Source organism: Paenibacillus sp. J22P165 (genome assembly GCF_059692015.1).
The window spans coordinates 334,410-349,844 of record NZ_JCAUAP010000007.1 but is presented as its reverse complement, the minus strand read 5'-3'; the positions used below and the strand labels follow the sequence as shown (position 1 = coordinate 349,844).

Genomic DNA, 15,435 nt, shown 5'->3' with positions numbered 1-15,435 from the left:
ATGTTTTTGAAACGGATCGAATTATCCGGGTTTAAATCATTCGCGGACCGGACGGAACTCGAATTTGTGCGAGGCATTACCGCGGTTGTAGGTCCTAACGGAAGTGGGAAGAGTAATATCTCGGACGGAATCCGTTGGGTGTTAGGGGAACAAAGCGCGAAGTCTTTGCGTGGCGGTAAAATGGAAGATGTTATTTTCGCGGGTAGTGATGCGCGTCGTGCTGTGAATTATGGTGAAGTCTCGTTAACATTAGATAATTCATCACAGTCGCTTCCCTTGGATTTTAATGAAGTTACCGTGACGCGAAGAGTACATCGCAATGGCGATAGTGAATATCTGATTAACAAACAACCTTGTCGCTTGAAGGATATCACAGAGTTGTTCATGGACACGGGTATCGGGAAAGAAGCGTATTCGATTATTGGACAAGGACGTATTGAGGAAATTCTAAGTACGAAATCCGAAGATCGTCGAGGCATCTTTGAAGAAGCTTCGGGGATTGTTAAATATAAAGCGCGTAAGCGCGAAGCGGAAAAGAAATTGAATGATACCGAGCAGAATTTGCTGCGGATCCACGATTTAGTCTCTGAACTTGAGGATCAAGTTGAACCGTTGCGTGATCAGGCAGAGAAGGCGATTCGGTTTAAAGAGCTGAAGGAAACACTCAAGAGTAGTGAAATCTCCATGTATGTGCATCAGATTGATCAGATCTATGTCGCATGGAATGACGCAACGCAGCTGCTCGAGAAATTGACCAAAGAGCAAACGGAGCTCTCTACGATTGTTAATCAGCATGATGCCCATTTGGAAAAGCATCGTTGGGAAACGCGCAGACTAGAAGAAGAACTAGAAACGCTCCAAGAAAGTTTGCTTGGTCTTAGTGAAGAATTCGAGAAATGCGAGGGTCACGGTGAGGTTCTAAAGGAACGGAAAAAGAACTACGTGACGAATCACCAGCAGCTAGCTACGTCCATTGCGATGCAGGAGCAGCGTAAATTAGACAAAGAAGCGGAATTGAGCGAGCAGCGTGAGAGAATTATTCAAATTGGCGCGCAATTATTCGAATTCCAAGCCAAGCTAACAGCGGAAGAACAGCGCTTACAAGGGGTAAGCGGAGGTATCAGTTCTTCTCCTGAGGATCAGTTGAAGGGTGAATTGCTGGAAACGCTCAATCGTATGGCACAGTCACGCAATGAAATTCGATACGCAGAGCAGCAAATCGAAAGTATCGGACGTCGTTTGGACAGGCTCGATGAAGAGCGTCAGAAGTGGGCGGATCAACGTGAGAGTATCTTGCGTCGCAAACAAGAGCTTTCAGTCAAGTTGGAAGAAACGGTAGGAGAGATAGAGCGAGCTCGACAAGAATATGTTCAACTAACTCAAGCCTTGAAGAGTAAGCAAGGGTTGTTGGATGAAGCTCAAGCTATGGTACGAAAATGGGAGCAAAAGCTCGATGCATTAATTTCCCGCCGCGATACAATGAAAGAAATGGCTAATGATTACGACGGCTTTCAGCAAGGTGTTAAGGAAGTGCTTAAAGCGAAATCTCGCAAAGACTTGCGAGGCATTCGCGGTGCGGTTGCTGAACTTGTTAAAGTGCCTGCCAACGTCGAGACAGCTATCGAGACTGCGCTAGGCGGTGCGCTCCAAAATATCGTTGTAGAGACAGAGGCAGACGGTAGGGAAGCGATTGCTTTCTTGAAACGTCGCCAAATGGGACGAGCTACCTTCCTGCCGATGAATGTTATTCGCGGACGTTCGATTTCTGATCATGAAAGTCAGACATTGAAATCGTCGAAGGGCTTTGTTGGGATTGCAGTTGACCTCGTCTCTTTCGATTCGACGTATACAAATATATTCTCCAGTTTACTAGGGAATGTAGTTGTAGCTGAGAGTCTAGAAGATGCTAACCATATCGCTGCCAAAGCGCAATATCGCTATCGCGTTGTGACACTGGAAGGTGACGTTGTCAACCCGGGTGGTTCAATGACAGGCGGAAGCTTGCAGAAGAAGTCAACGAATTTGTTAGGTCGTCAGCGTCAAATCGAAGAGCTTGATGCTGAGATTGCAACATCTGAGGGGCAACTCAGTGGTTTACGCAGCCAATCCAGCTCCTTGAAGCGTGATATTACCGATGAAATGTTAAAGGTTGAACAGCTTCGACAATTAGGTGAGCAGCAGCGTATCACAGAGCAACAAATTCGCGCGGAATTGAATCCGTTGGAATCCGAAAGTCGTACAGTAGAAGAACAGCTTACGCTGGATAGCCAAGACAGAGGAGCACTGCTGGAAGAGCGAACGGAATTTAGCCGTAAAAAAGTTGAAAGTGAAGCCGCACTCGCACAGCTGCAAGAAGAGGAAGCTTCACTGCAACAAGCGATTCGTGATGCCGAGAGTTCTCGAAAAGCAAGTGAATCCGAGAAAGAAGAGCTGCAAAGCCAATTGACGGATTTGAAAGTAAAGGTAGCTTCAACTTCACAAGAGAAGCAGTCCCTTCAGGATCAACAAAGACGCTTGCAGCAAGATCTGAGTGAAGTGGAACGTGAGATTGAAGTCAACCGCGGTCTATTAACCCAATTAGAAAGCGATATGGCAACACTTGAGCAAGAAACTGTAGGGCAGATCGAGCTGTTAAATGATTTGAAGCTGAAGAAGCAGCAATGCACCGAAAGTATAGATTTCAAACGTGCAGAGCGTACAGAATGGTTACAAAAACTCGAACACGGCGAAAATGAGACGCGTACGCAGCGTATTCAGCTGAAACAAGTGGAAGAGAATCTCCATCAGACGGAGGTGCGAGTAACGCGCCTTGATGTAGAACTTGAAAATCTGCTCAAAAAGCTTGCCGAAGAATATGAGCTTAGCTATGAGCTGGCCAAAATGCGCTACCCAGTGCCTGAAGATATTCAAGGCACACAAAGTAAAGTGCGTGAGCTGAAACGCGAGATTGCTTCGCTAGGTGATGTGAACCTAGGTGCGATTGAAGAGTATGCGCGTGTATCGGAACGCTTTGAGTTCTTGAACTCGCAAAAGGATGACTTGATCGAAGCCAAGACAACGTTATATCAGGTTATTCGTGAGATGGATCAGGAGATGTCCAAGCGATTCAAAACAACGTTCGATGCGATTCGCTCTCATTTCGGGGTCGTCTTTGCTAAGCTGTTCGGGGGCGGGCGCGCAGATTTAATTCTGTCTGAGCCTGAGAACATGCTCGACACAGGCATTGAGATTGTGGCACAGCCACCAGGCAAAAAGCTGCAAAATCTTCAATTGCTCTCAGGTGGTGAACGTGCGCTGACAGCAATTGCGTTGTTGTTCTCGATTATCCGCGTGAAACCAGTGCCGTTCTGCGTACTGGATGAGGTAGAAGCCGCATTAGACGAGGCTAACGTATCACGATTTGCCGAGTATTTACGCGAGTTCTCGGAAATGACGCAGTTTATTGTGGTGACTCACCGTAAGGGGACGATGGAAGAAGCCGACGTGTTGTATGGCGTTACCATGCAAGAAGGCGGCGTTTCGAAGCTTGTATCGGTTCGACTAGAAGACGAGGAAGCTACCATGACGGCGTCATAAGAAAAGAAATAGGGGATATATACAGGAGGATCTATGAGCTTTTTTAAACGATTGAAAGAAAGTATTTCAGGTAAAGCAGAGGCAGTAACCAATAAATTTAAGGAAGGTTTAACGAAAACGCGCGATGCGTTCGTGAACCGTGTTGATGATTTATTTAGCCGACGTAAGAAAATAGATGAAGATTTTTATGAAGAACTGGAAGAAATTCTAATTGGCGCAGACGTTGGCGTGAATACGGTTCTGAAATTAATTGATGAACTTCGTGCTGAGGTTAAAAAACGCAAAATTGAAGATCCAGCCGAGCTGCAACCGATCCTTTCGGAAAAACTGATTGAGTTGTTAAAAGGCGATGCAGACGCCGGACTTAACATCAATCCCAATGGCTTGACAGTTATCCTGTTCGTTGGTGTTAACGGTGTAGGTAAGACGACGACGATCGGTAAAATGGCCCATATGTTCAAATCTCAAGGTAAAAAAGTGCTAATGGCAGCTGGTGATACATTTCGTGCTGGCGCCATTGAACAACTTGAAACGTGGGGAGAGCGTGTTGGTGTTGATGTCATTAAGCAACAATCTGGCGCAGATCCTGCCGCGGTGATGTACGATGCTGTGCAAGCTGCCAAAACGCGCAACGTGGATATCCTTTTATGCGATACAGCGGGTCGTTTGCAGAATAAAGTGAATTTGATGGAGGAGCTTAACAAGATCTATCGTGTTATTCAACGCGAAGTACCAGATGCTCCCCACGAGGTCATTCTTGTTCTAGATGCAACAACAGGACAGAACGCGCTTAGCCAAGCGAAGCTTTTTGGTGATAAAACAGGTTTGACAGGCTTGGTACTGTCCAAATTGGATGGAACAGCTAAGGGGGGAATCGTCGTCGCCATCCGTCAAGAACTCTCGCTACCGGTTAAATTTGTTGGGCTTGGTGAGAAAATGGATGATCTTCAACCGTTCGATTCCGAGCAGTTTGTCCATGCGCTTTTTGGTAAATGGATAGGCGATCAGACTGACAAGGTATAATGCTTGACAATCATCTTGGAATTCAGTATGATAGGTTCTGTTGTGCTGGTGTCAAGTGTGCAACCTTTACGGAGGTAGATTATGACTGTCGATCCTATGTTGGAGAAAACGAATCGCATTAACCTGCTGTTTGATTTCTATGAAGCATTGTTGACCGATAAGCAGCGAACATTTCTTGAACTGTACTTCCATGATGATTACTCCCTCGGGGAGATTGCTGAGAACTTCACGATCAGCCGCCAAGCGGTCTATGAGCATATCAAACGTGCGGAATTGACACTACAGGAATATGAGAGTAAGTTAAAGCTGTTACATAAGCACGAACAACGCATGAAGCTGCGTCAAGATTTAGATGTTGGATTGAGTGATTGTGATCCGGAGCTAAAGAGGAAAGTGACAGAGCTTTTTGATACAATAGTAGGGATGGATTGAAACCTTAGTTAGAAGCAGGAGGTGAAGCGCATGGCATTTGAAGGATTAGCAAACCGATTGCAGAATGTGTTCGGCAAGCTGAGAAGCAAAGGTAAGCTGACGGAAGAAGATGTAGGCGAAGCGCTTCGCGAGGTAAGATTGGCACTGCTTGAAGCGGACGTTAACTTTAAAGTTGTGAAAGATTTTATCGCGAAGGTGAAAGAGCAAGCGATCGGACAAGAAGTTCTGAAATCTTTTACGCCAGGCATGGTTGTTATCGATATCGTGAACAAAGAGCTTACAGCCCTAATGGGTGGTACACAAAGTAAGCTAGCGCGCTCCAATCGACCACCGACGGTTATTATGATGGCGGGATTGCAAGGGGCAGGTAAAACGACGACCTCAGGCAAATTAGCCAAAATGTTATTGAAACAGAATCACAGACCGCTTCTTGTTGCCTGTGATATTTATCGCCCCGCGGCGATTAAGCAGTTGGAAGTGCTTGGTGAGCAGCTGAAAGTACCGGTTTTCTCCTTAGGAGATAAAGTGAATCCTGTTGAAATTGCGAAAGCTGGTCTTCAACACGCAAAGGATAACGGCAATGACTATGTGATTATCGATACAGCAGGTCGCTTGCACATTGATGAGAACCTCATGGACGAGCTCAAAAATGTTCGTGAAGCTACGAGCCCAGATGAGATTTTGTTAGTCGTCGATGCGATGACGGGGCAAGATGCTGTCAATGTAGCAGAGAGCTTCCATCAGCAGCTTGAATTATCTGGCGTCGTGTTAACCAAATTAGATGGAGATACGCGCGGTGGTGCTGCGTTATCTGTCAAAGCGGTGACAGGTTGTCCAATCAAGTTCGTAGCTAGCGGTGAGAAAATGGACGCTTTAGAGCCATTTTATCCTGACCGTATGGCATCAAGAATTCTTGGCATGGGCGATATGCTCTCTTTAATCGAGAAGGCGCAAGCTGGTATCGATATGGATAAGGCGAAAGAGATGGAGCGCAAAATGCGCAACGCCGAATTTACCTTCGAGGATTTCATTGAGCAGATGGAGCAAGTGAAGAAGATGGGGCCTCTTGACCAAATTCTTGATATGTTGCCTGGTGCGAACAAGATTAAAGGTATGAAGGATATGAAGGTTGACGAGAAACAAATGGCTCGTGTAGAAGCTATTGTGAAGTCCATGACAACCGAAGAGAAGCGTAAACCGGAGCTCCTGAATGCGAATCGTCGCAAACGGATTGCAGCGGGAAGCGGAAATACGGTTCAGGAAGTCAATCGTTTTATCAAGCAGTTCGATGATATGCGCAAAATGATGAAGCAGTTCTCAGGCATGATGGGGCCGAAAGGTGCCAAAGGCATGAAGAAGTTAGGCAAGGGATTTAAATTTCCCTTTTAAATAAAAGTGTGTTTATTCTAAGTAGGAGGTGATTTTTCAATGGCAGTACGTATTCGTCTTAAACGTGTAGGCGCTCATAAAGCTCCTTTCTACCGTGTCGTGGTTTCGGATTCCCGTTCCCCGCGTGATGGTCGTTTTATCGAAGAAATCGGTACTTATAATCCAATTGCTGAACCAGCAGCTGTGGTTCTTGATGAGGAAAAAGCGCTTAAATGGCTTCAAACTGGCGCTCAACCGTCCGATACAGTTCGCAGCCTGTTCTCAAAAGCAGGTCTGATGACTAAGTTTCACGAGCTGAAATTACAGAAGTAATCTGTTATCTTTCGGAGGGTGGGTTCATGAAGGATCTTATCACCGTAATTGCTAAGGCTCTTGTCGATCATCCGGAAGAGGTACGTGTCGCTGTGGTGGAGAAAGAGGACAAGATCGAGTACAGGCTTTCTGTTCATCCCGACGATGTCGGTAAAGTGATTGGCAAGCAAGGCAAGATTGCGAAATCGCTCCGTACAGTTGTCACGTCGGCAGCTGTGAAAGAAACGAAGCGGGTAGCCGTAGAAATCGTTTCATAAGAAATGAGGTTAGGATTCAATTCCTAGCCTTTTTTCGCATATGAAAAGAAGGTAATTTAATGTGGAGGTTGGGCAAGCGCATATGACGGAGAAATTAGTGACGGTTGGTAAAGTCGTAAATAGCCACGGGATACGTGGAGAGTTAAAAATCGTGCCAGAAACAGATTTTCCAGAACGATTTGATGTGGGAAATTCATTAATTATTGTAGACTCTCAAAATAAGCAAACGCCGGTGACGGTAAAAACGTCCCGCTTACATAAGAACGTATTTATTGTCTTGTTCAGTCAATTCTCGAATATTAATGATGTTGAGAAATTTAAAGGTTCCCTGTTGAAAATTGAGGCTAAGGATCAAAAGCCGCTGGAAGAGGGAGAATATTACTACCACGAAATCATCGGCTGTAAAGTCGTTACCGAAGAGGAACAGGAATTAGGACTCGTCTCTGAAGTACTAACGCCAGGAGCCAATGATGTCTGGGTTGTTTCCTTGACAAAAGGTAAGCAATTGCTACTTCCAGTGATTGATGATGTTATTTTGAATGTGGATATTCCTAATAAGACGATTCGGATTCATCTGATGGAAGGGTTATTGGAATGAGAGTTGATGTCTTAACCTTATTCCCAGAGATGTTCGAAGGTGTGTTTTCCTCTAGTATTTTAGGGAAAGCGCGTGATAAAGGAATTGTTTCGCTGAGCACGGTTAATTTCCGAGAGTATTCCACGAACAAGCATAATACAGTCGATGATTACCCTTACGGTGGCGGTGGTGGCATGGTGTTGAAGCCGGAGCCGATCTTTGGAGCTGTCGAAGATTTGACAACGCATCAGACAGCTGAAGGAGTAGCGGTAAAGCCGCGGGTCATCTTGTTATGCCCACAGGGGGAGACCTTCACCCAGAAGAAAGCGGAAGAACTAGCCGGTGAAGAACATCTCGTGTTTATTTGCGGACATTATGAGGGTTATGATGAACGGATTAGACAGTACCTGGTGACGGACGAGCTGTCTGTAGGTGATTATGTACTAACCGGTGGTGAATTGCCCGCTATGGTCATTATAGACAGCGTAGTGAGGCTTTTGCCTGGTGTGCTGGGTAATGAAATGTCCGCGGTGACAGATTCTTTCTCGACGGGATTGCTGGAATATCCTCACTATACGCGTCCTGCCAAGTTCAGAGAATGGGAAGTGCCTGAAATGCTATTGTCAGGCCATCATGCCAATGTGAAGAAATGGCGGAATAAAGAATCGCTCATCCGCACGTTGGAGCGCCGTCCCGATTTGCTTGAGGGGCGTGTTTTATCCAAAGAGGAAAAGGTCTGGGCTGCTGAATGGAAACAGCAGAAGCAAGAACAAGAGAAATAAGTTCTCGGAAACTTCTCTATTGAATTAATCCTGGGACTATGATATTATATATTCTGTTGTGATTTTTTCAACAGTTCGAGTCTGGTGGTCCTCTACGCATAACAACTTAGATTTACTAACTATTAGCGGAATGAACACCTGTGTGGAAGGAGGGAGTCAACTATGAATCTTATTCAAGAGATTACGAAAGAGCAACTCCGTACGGATATTCCTAATTTCCGTCCAGGAGACACACTTAAAGTACACGTAAAAGTTATCGAGGGTACACGTGAGCGTATTCAGCTGTTCGAAGGTGTTGTTATTAAACGCCACGGCGGTGGAATCAGCGAAACGTTTACAGTTCGTAAAATTTCTTACGGTGTGGGTGTGGAAAGAACTTTCCCATTCCATTCTCCGAAGATTGACAAGATTGAAGTGGCTCGCCGTGGTAAAGTTCGTCGTGCGAAACTTTATTATCTGCGTGGTCTTCGTGGTAAAGCAGCAAGAATTAAAGAAATTCGATAGTAAAATGGGGGGCTTGTTCAGTCAAGTCTCCTTTTCATTTTTTCTGTACATAATAGGACATAATAGAGATCATACCAAAACTGGAAGAGAGGCCGTCAGTGATGGAACATAACGATCAAATGCAACCTAATCAGCCGATCAATGCTGAACCAGCAAAGACCGCGCAAACAAAAAGTGAAACGTGGGAATGGATTAAAGCGCTAGTAATTGCAGGAGTACTTGTTATTATTATTCGTTGGTTCCTCTTCTCCCCATTTATTGTTGATGGAGATTCGATGCATCCGAATTTCTTTACGGGTGAGCGATTGATCGTCAATAAAATTGTGTACGATATTCGTGATCCGAAGCGTGGCGAAGTCATCGTATTCCATGCACCTGAGGGCAAGGATTATATTAAGCGTGTTATTGCACTCCCAGGAGAAACCGTGAAGGTTACAGGGGACAAGGTGTACATTAACGGAGAAGAATTGGCTCAGCCTTATATCCAAGAAGCGATTGATCAAGCAGTGAAAGAAGGACATCCGTATAATACATTACTGGATTTCCCTGAAACGAAAGTCCCTGAGGGTGAGATTTTTGCCATGGGTGACAATCGGCCAAATTCCAAAGATAGTCGTACGAAAAGTGTTGGTTTCGTACCTTACAATAAAATCGTAGGCCGCGCAGAAGTGATTTTCTGGCCGGTGAAGAAAATTAGTTTCATACATTTTTGAGGTGAAGAGAAATGACCATTCAATGGTTTCCCGGTCACATGACCAAGGCTCGCAGACAGATTGAAGAAAAGTTAAAACTGATTGACGTCGTGATTGAGCTCTTGGATGCCCGCATCCCGCTATCCAGCCGGAACCCGATGGTTGATGAGATTTTGAAAGGCAAGCCACGTCTCGTATTGCTAAACAAGAATGATCTTGCTGATCCACAAGTAACGGCTGAATGGGTGAAGTACTTTGCAGATCAAGGATTGCCTGCCTTGCCGATAGACGCTGCCAACGGAACGCACGTGAAGGAGATTTTGCCTCGAGTGAAACAGCTCTGGGCTCATAAAATTGAGACCATGCTGCGCAAAGGGATTAATCCCCGTGCGATCAGAGCGCTCATTGTAGGAATTCCGAACGTAGGGAAATCTACTTTGATCAACCAGTTGGCTGGTAAGAAAATCGCTGCAACGGGAGATAAACCTGGTGTGACCAAAGGTCAGCAATGGATTAAGGTTGGCACTGAAATGGATCTGCTGGATACGCCGGGGATATTGTGGCCTAAATTCGAAGACCAGATGGTTGGCATGCGTTTGGCTGCAACAGGGGCCATCAAGGAAGAACTTCTGCATTTAGATGATGTGGCATTGTTTACCATTAAATATATGGTTGAGCATTATGGTGCTGGCATCCAAGAACGCTTCGGTGTTCAGGAGCTGCCAGAAGATATGGATAATATTCAGGAAATGGTTAAAGTCATGGAGGCGATCGGGCGTAAGCGCGGTGCTATAGTAAGTGGGGGCAAGGTTGATCTAGATAAAGCTTCCCTCATTATTATTCGTGATCTCAGAGCAGGTAAGATGGGCCGAATTTCCTTGGAAAGACCATTTTAATAAGAAGAATCAGGAAGAACCTGAGGCATAGCCTCGGGTCTTTCTTTTTTTTGGAGAAAAAGGAAGAAATAAATGGGTGTGGCTTGACGAAGTGTCGATCCTATATAATGAAGGAATGGAAAAGGGGAGAGGCACGTGCTAGATTACGAGAAAGACATATGGGAACAAGGTTTCACGGCGATTGCAGGTATTGATGAGGTTGGTCGCGGGTGTCTCTTTGGAGATGTGGTGGCGGCAGCCGTCATTCTCCCAATGGGACATGTGCTTGAGGGGATCAATGACTCCAAGAAATTATCAGAGAAGAAACGTGAATTGCTTTTTGAACAGATTATGGAAGAGGCGATTTCGGTTGGTATTGGCATTGTAAATGTCGACGGAATTGAGGCCCTTAATATCAAGCAAGCTTCCAGAGTGGCGATGAAACAAGCCGTAGAAAAACTGCCGATCAAGCCGGATTATCTATTAGTAGACGCAGAGAATGTGGCGATTGACCTTCCTCAACAAGCGATAATACACGGAGATGCGCTAAGTCAATCCATCGCTGCTGCATCCATCATCGCCAAAGTAACGAGAGATCGTATGTGTGTGGAATGGGATGAGCAGTATCCAGAATACGGAATTGCCGTACATAAAGGTTATGCGACAAAGCACCATCGAGAAATGCTATTGAGATACGGACCGACACCGCTACATAGGAAATTATTTATTCGTAAAATTATGGCTCAGCTTGAAGTGCAAGAGAATGATGTGCAGACTGAACAGCTCTTATTTGATCTCATCTAAACATTAAGATGTAACGAAAATGACATCTGAGGCCGATAATATACATACGTGTAATCAGATTTGAGGTGACCTGTTTGAATATTAGTGGATTAATTCGAAATTTGGTTGGGGATTTAACAGCAGCTGATCCGAAGATGCTCGAATTAAAAGTTGGACAAATTATTAAAGGTGTCGTGCTTCAGCTCCTTAGTGATCAGGAAGCACTACTTAATATAGGTGGCACGCAAGTGCGTGCCAAATTGGAAACACCTCTTAAACAAGGTGATGTTACGATGCTGCAGGTTCAGCCAGAATCCAAATCCGGACAAATCATACTGAAGCCACTTGTTGCTTCTGATGTATGGATTGCTGATGATTCATTAGGAGATCTGCTCAAAGCATTTGATGTAAAGAATACAGCAAGCAATCGTCAAATGGTTCAACAATTACAGCAGGAAGGCATTCCTGTGTCCAAGGAAAATGTAAAAGCATTTGAGGCTGTGATGAGTCAGATGCCACAGGGGACGAATAAAGAAGAATGGTTGCAAGCGGCTATACTCGCCTCGAAGAGGGGGTTACCACTTACTCCGACGACAGTGGATGCACTTAAGCAAGTAACGAGTGGCCCTCCGACGGGCCAGGTGCTAGAGAAGCTCGAGCAGCAAGCAACTGCGCTGCTTGAGCAAGACCCGACACACCCTGCGGCGGATACCGCCAAGCAGGTTGTGTCGCTGCTCAAGGAGCTGCGCGCTACGGCCGCAGCTGTACGTCCTGCGGAGCCGGCTGCGCCAGCCTCCGCTGCATCGGACGAGCCTGCGGCTGCGCCACCGCAGGCCCCTGGCACACCAGCAGCTGCGCAGGTTGGTGGCACTACCGCGGCTGCGCCGCGTGGCAGCGTGCCTGCGGCCGCTGCAGGGACAGCTCCGCCAGCTGCGGCGGAGCCCAACATGGCTCAGGCGCGGAGCGCTGAGCCTGTAAAGCAAGGCGAACCGCTGCAAGCGGGTTCGCCAGCGCCTGTGCCAGCCCTCCCTGCGAAGCAGGAGGGTGGGCTGGCCCCTAGAGAGGCGCAAGTTAGTGCGCCTCAAGAGACGCCCAATGCTGATCCAGAGCCAAACTGGATCAGCAAGATGCTCAAAGCCGTTGGCGTTGAGCATGAGTCGCATGTTGCCGCCAAGCTAGACGAGCGTGGCGTTCCATTGCCTGTACGCCAACAGGCCGCTTCTGATATATTTGTGCATAATGGGATCAACACACAGGATCAACAAGGAGAAGCGGGAAAACCAGCAGCAGCTGAGACGCTGAAAAGCCTTTTACTTCAACTTACAGCATCTGATGATCTACCTGCACCACTGAAAGAAGCGGCACAGCAAGCGGTCAGTCAAATTACGGGGCAGCAACTCATGCTGACAAATGACAAGAACGCGATGTTTACGCAAATGACCATGTTCGTCCCCTTTCTGGACAACTCGGGTCAGCAAACAGCAGCCATTCATATTCAATCTCGCAAAGGCAGTCGTGGCGAAGTGGATGCGAGCAACTGTCGGCTTCTATTTGATTTACAGATGAAGGTGATGGGAAATACGTTATTAGATGTTCATGTCGTGAACAAAATTGTTTCATTAAACGTTCACAATGACCACCCGGCCTTAGCTGAATTAATGGAAGCGTCAAAGGAAGAAATTGCGGCAGCTATGAACGGAGTGGGGTATCAGTTTATCTCATTAAAATGTTCGCCATATCCCAAGCCACTTGACATGCAAGAAGGTAAAGAAGACGCGACGAAACTAGGCTCCTTGGATGGACGCGTAGATTTAAGGGAGCTGTATCAACCTAGAACCTACAAAGGGGTTGATGTTCGCGCATGAGTCCTCCTAATAAAAAGCCTGACGAAACCAAGTTTACTCCAATAAAGAAAGCGGTAGCGCTTCGCTATTCACCAGAAGCACAGAAAGCCCCTACTTTAGTTGCCAAAGGGAAAGGGCACATAGCTGAAGCCATTTTGCAAAAAGCGAAAGACAGCGGCATTCCCATTCAAGAAGATAAATCGCTCGTAGAGGTGCTGTCTAAACTTGATTTAGATCAAGAAATACCACCAGAGCTTTATCAATTAGTAGCGGAAGTGCTTAGTTTTATTTATCGATCCGATCAACGGATGAGGCCCTCGCGAGGCATGGATGAATGAGCAAGTTACATAAAGATGATCGCAAAATGCTGGGTAAACAAGGTGAAGAGTTGGCTTTCAGTTTTCTCATCCGGCAGGAGTATCAGATTCTCGAGCGGAACTGGCGCTGTCGTTCGGGCGAGATCGATATCATTGCAGAGAAGTCGAACAAGCTCATTTTTGTTGAGGTACGTACGAGACGTCCATCTAATCGCTTCGGAACAGCCGCAGAATCCGTGGACTTCCGCAAGCAGGCAAAGCTTCGTGAGATTGCACAATTTTACATGCATCGCTTTCACAAATATGAGCAATCCATTCAATTCGATGTTATCACAGTTGAAATGTTGGATAGTGAGCCGGATCCGAGAATTATACATATACAAGAAGCCTTTTGATAATCATGTAACCTCATGATTCATCAAAGGGCTTTTATCTTTTATTGTCGAGTGTGACGCATCATTAGATCAATTAGATCACGATCTCATCCATGCGCTGGTTTTTATCTAAATTTCGATATTGAATGGCTTCTGCAAGATGGGAAGGGAGAATGTGATCATAGCCGTCTAGATCCGAAATCGTAAGTGCAAGTCGCAAAATTCGATCGTGTGCGCGTGCACTTAATCCCAATGCCTCGAATGAATTACGCAACAGTTGATCTCCTTCAGGCGTTAATCGACAAATTTCTCGCATTAATCTACCACTTAACTCATTGTTATGCTGGATATCTGTTCCAGCGTAACGTTGTTGCTGTCTGATATGAGCTTGCATCACCTGATTTCGCATTTCGCCAGATGATAGATTTGCAGCATTGTCTTTTAGTTGGGCGTAGCTAGGTTTTGGGACTTCAACATGGAGATCGATTCGATCTAGCAGAGGACCGGAAATTTTGGAGCGATATTGGACGATTTTGGAGGGACTGCAGATGCAAGCATTAGCTTCTGTTTCAGCTCCATAATAGCCGCAGGGGCAAGGATTCATAGCAGCGGCCAAAATAAAATGAGAAGGAAACGTATACACCGCCCTTGCTCTTGCAATCATGACATAGCGATCTTCGAGTGGTTGTCTGAGTACTTCAAGGGCGTTTCTTGTGAACTCTGGCAGCTCATCCAGAAAAAGAATCCCTCGATGAGATAAACTCACCTCACCAGGTTTGGGGATGGTTCCTCCGCCAACTAGGCCGGCAGCTGAGATAGAGTGGTGGGGGGCGCGGAACGATCTTGCTCGCATAAGTGTGGAACGGTCAGTTAACTTACCGGATGCACTGTAAATCTTCGTAACCTCAAGAGCTTCCCGGTCAGTTAGAGGCGGAAGAATGGTAGGCAGTCGTTTGATAAGCATCGTTTTTCCAGTACCTGGAGGACCAAGAAGCAGTAAATTATGCATGCCTGCGGCAGCAATCATCATGGCTCGCTTTACCTGATGCTGTCCATTAACGTCGGCATAATCTTCAACATAACTAGGGGAGTTATTGAAGGAGTTGGGAAAGGCGTTGGTGTCATGGTCTTCATTTTGATAAATAAATTCGTCGATAGAACATGTGTTCGATTTCTTGAGATCAGAGAGATTCGTTAGCACACAAACCTCTACTCCCTCAATAAGGGTAGCTTCTTGCGCATTGGCCATTGATAGGAATACACGCTTAATCCCAGCCTTTTTAGCAGCATGAACCATAGAAAGAACCCCAGGAATAGGGCGAAGAGAGCCGTCTAGCGCCAGTTCACCTAGAAATAATGTGGTTGCATAGCTTTCAACATTCACTTGGCCTGTCGTGATGAGAATACCAACAGCAATCGCAAGATCGAAAGATGACCCTTCCTTTCGCAAGTCAGCCGGAGCGAGATTCACAGTAATCCGGTCCATAGGGAAGGTGAAACCACCATTTTTAATTGATGAACGTACGCGTTCCACGGATTCACGAATCGCAGAGTCGGGTAACCCAACTAGATTTATCTGAGGTAAGCCACTTGAAATATCGACCTCTACTTCGATCGTTCGTCCTTCAATCCCTTGTAAACAAGCGCTCATGACTTTGCCATACATAAAAAACACCTTCTTCTCCATAGAATTCACAG

The 15,435-nt window shown here is 46.0% G+C and carries 16 protein-coding genes; 15 read left to right on the top strand and 1 reads right to left on the bottom strand.

What is annotated here, in order from left to right; genetic code table 11:
• From smc to AC58QM_RS18955, 15 genes are all read left to right on the top strand, one after another.
• The gene (gene smc, locus AC58QM_RS19025) at positions 1–3,576 is read left to right on the top strand and encodes a chromosome segregation protein SMC (protein WP_497286458.1); all 3,576 of its coding nucleotides are present in this window, start codon (positions 1–3) and stop codon (positions 3,574–3,576) included.
• Between the two features lie 33 nt (positions 3,577–3,609).
• Positions 3,610–4,599 carry a signal recognition particle-docking protein FtsY gene (gene ftsY / locus AC58QM_RS19020; protein WP_497286457.1) on the top strand — a complete coding sequence of 330 codons (990 nt, stop codon included), beginning with the start codon at positions 3,610–3,612 and terminating at the stop codon, positions 4,597–4,599.
• Between the two features lie 81 nt (positions 4,600–4,680).
• A complete protein-coding gene (locus AC58QM_RS19015; protein ID WP_056624847.1) occupies positions 4,681–5,031 on the top strand; it encodes a putative DNA-binding protein in 351 nt (116 codons plus the stop codon).
• A 30-nt stretch (positions 5,032–5,061) separates the two neighbouring features.
• Positions 5,062–6,420: a signal recognition particle protein gene (gene ffh / locus AC58QM_RS19010; RefSeq protein WP_171635759.1), complete on the top strand. Its 1,359-nt coding sequence runs from the start codon at positions 5,062–5,064 to the stop codon at positions 6,418–6,420.
• A 39-nt stretch (positions 6,421–6,459) separates the two neighbouring features.
• On the top strand, positions 6,460–6,732 hold the full coding sequence (gene rpsP / locus AC58QM_RS19005; RefSeq protein WP_028558245.1) for a 30S ribosomal protein S16: 273 nt from the start codon (positions 6,460–6,462) through the stop codon (positions 6,730–6,732).
• 26 nt (positions 6,733–6,758) lie between these two features.
• Positions 6,759–6,989, top strand: a complete 231-nt coding sequence (locus AC58QM_RS19000; protein WP_028558246.1) for a KH domain-containing protein — start codon at positions 6,759–6,761, stop codon at positions 6,987–6,989.
• Positions 6,990–7,071: 82 nt separating this feature from the next.
• The gene (gene rimM, locus AC58QM_RS18995; RefSeq protein ID WP_497286456.1) at positions 7,072–7,587 is read left to right on the top strand and encodes a ribosome maturation factor RimM; all 516 of its coding nucleotides are present in this window, start codon (positions 7,072–7,074) and stop codon (positions 7,585–7,587) included.
• Complete coding sequence (trmD, locus tag AC58QM_RS18990) at positions 7,584–8,348, top strand: tRNA (guanosine(37)-N1)-methyltransferase TrmD (protein WP_497286455.1); 765 nt, start codon at positions 7,584–7,586, stop codon at positions 8,346–8,348. Before rimM ends, trmD begins: the two co-directional genes overlap by 4 nt.
• A 162-nt stretch (positions 8,349–8,510) precedes the next feature.
• Positions 8,511–8,852: a 50S ribosomal protein L19 gene (gene rplS / locus AC58QM_RS18985; RefSeq protein WP_028558249.1), complete on the top strand. Its 342-nt coding sequence runs from the start codon at positions 8,511–8,513 to the stop codon at positions 8,850–8,852.
• A gap of 101 nt (positions 8,853–8,953) precedes the next feature.
• Positions 8,954–9,565, top strand: coding sequence for a signal peptidase I (lepB, locus tag AC58QM_RS18980; RefSeq protein ID WP_497286454.1), 612 nt, complete (start codon positions 8,954–8,956; stop codon positions 9,563–9,565).
• A gap of 11 nt (positions 9,566–9,576) precedes the next feature.
• On the top strand, positions 9,577–10,440 hold the full coding sequence (ylqF, locus tag AC58QM_RS18975; RefSeq protein ID WP_497286453.1) for a ribosome biogenesis GTPase YlqF: 864 nt from the start codon (positions 9,577–9,579) through the stop codon (positions 10,438–10,440).
• A 135-nt stretch (positions 10,441–10,575) separates the two neighbouring features.
• Positions 10,576–11,223, top strand: a complete 648-nt coding sequence (gene rnhB, locus AC58QM_RS18970; RefSeq protein ID WP_497286452.1) for a ribonuclease HII — start codon at positions 10,576–10,578, stop codon at positions 11,221–11,223.
• Positions 11,224–11,297: 74 nt separating this feature from the next.
• A complete protein-coding gene (locus tag AC58QM_RS18965; RefSeq protein WP_497286451.1) occupies positions 11,298–13,067 on the top strand; it encodes a TP0910 N-terminal domain-containing protein in 1,770 nt (589 codons plus the stop codon).
• Positions 13,064–13,384 (top strand): EscU/YscU/HrcU family type III secretion system export apparatus switch protein, encoded by a 321-nt coding sequence (locus tag AC58QM_RS18960; RefSeq protein WP_497286450.1) that lies wholly within the window; start codon positions 13,064–13,066, stop codon positions 13,382–13,384. The genes AC58QM_RS18965 and AC58QM_RS18960 overlap by 4 nt, the downstream gene beginning before the upstream one ends.
• The gene (locus AC58QM_RS18955; protein ID WP_497286449.1) at positions 13,381–13,758 is read left to right on the top strand and encodes a YraN family protein; all 378 of its coding nucleotides are present in this window, start codon (positions 13,381–13,383) and stop codon (positions 13,756–13,758) included. Before AC58QM_RS18960 ends, AC58QM_RS18955 begins: the two co-directional genes overlap by 4 nt.
• Before the next feature lie 73 nt (positions 13,759–13,831).
• Here AC58QM_RS18955 and AC58QM_RS18950 read toward each other — a convergent pair whose 3' ends face one another.
• Entirely contained in the window at positions 13,832–15,403 is a 1,572-nt protein-coding gene (locus AC58QM_RS18950) for a YifB family Mg chelatase-like AAA ATPase (RefSeq protein ID WP_497286448.1), read from the bottom strand.
• Positions 15,404–15,435 lie beyond the last annotated feature (32 nt).

Bases quoted from the DNA above. Each gene is read 5' to 3' on its own strand.
- smc (WP_497286458.1), top strand. From the start codon at position 1: ATGTTTTTGAAACGGATCGAATTATCCGGGTTTAAATCATTCGCGGAC.
- ftsY (WP_497286457.1), top strand. From the start codon at position 3,610: ATGAGCTTTTTTAAACGATTGAAAGAAAGTATTTCAGGTAAAGCAGAG.
- AC58QM_RS19015 (WP_056624847.1), top strand. From the start codon at position 4,681: ATGACTGTCGATCCTATGTTGGAGAAAACGAATCGCATTAACCTGCTG.
- ffh (WP_171635759.1), top strand. From the start codon at position 5,062: ATGGCATTTGAAGGATTAGCAAACCGATTGCAGAATGTGTTCGGCAAG.
- rpsP (WP_028558245.1), top strand. From the start codon at position 6,460: ATGGCAGTACGTATTCGTCTTAAACGTGTAGGCGCTCATAAAGCTCCT.
- AC58QM_RS19000 (WP_028558246.1), top strand. From the start codon at position 6,759: ATGAAGGATCTTATCACCGTAATTGCTAAGGCTCTTGTCGATCATCCG.
- rimM (WP_497286456.1), top strand. From the start codon at position 7,072: ATGACGGAGAAATTAGTGACGGTTGGTAAAGTCGTAAATAGCCACGGG.
- trmD (WP_497286455.1), top strand. From the start codon at position 7,584: ATGAGAGTTGATGTCTTAACCTTATTCCCAGAGATGTTCGAAGGTGTG.
- rplS (WP_028558249.1), top strand. From the start codon at position 8,511: ATGAATCTTATTCAAGAGATTACGAAAGAGCAACTCCGTACGGATATT.
- lepB (WP_497286454.1), top strand. From the start codon at position 8,954: ATGGAACATAACGATCAAATGCAACCTAATCAGCCGATCAATGCTGAA.
- ylqF (WP_497286453.1), top strand. From the start codon at position 9,577: ATGACCATTCAATGGTTTCCCGGTCACATGACCAAGGCTCGCAGACAG.
- AC58QM_RS18960 (WP_497286450.1), top strand. From the start codon at position 13,064: ATGAGTCCTCCTAATAAAAAGCCTGACGAAACCAAGTTTACTCCAATA.
- AC58QM_RS18955 (WP_497286449.1), top strand. From the start codon at position 13,381: ATGAGCAAGTTACATAAAGATGATCGCAAAATGCTGGGTAAACAAGGT.
- AC58QM_RS18950 (WP_497286448.1), bottom strand. From the start codon at position 15,403: ATGTATGGCAAAGTCATGAGCGCTTGTTTACAAGGGATTGAAGGACGA.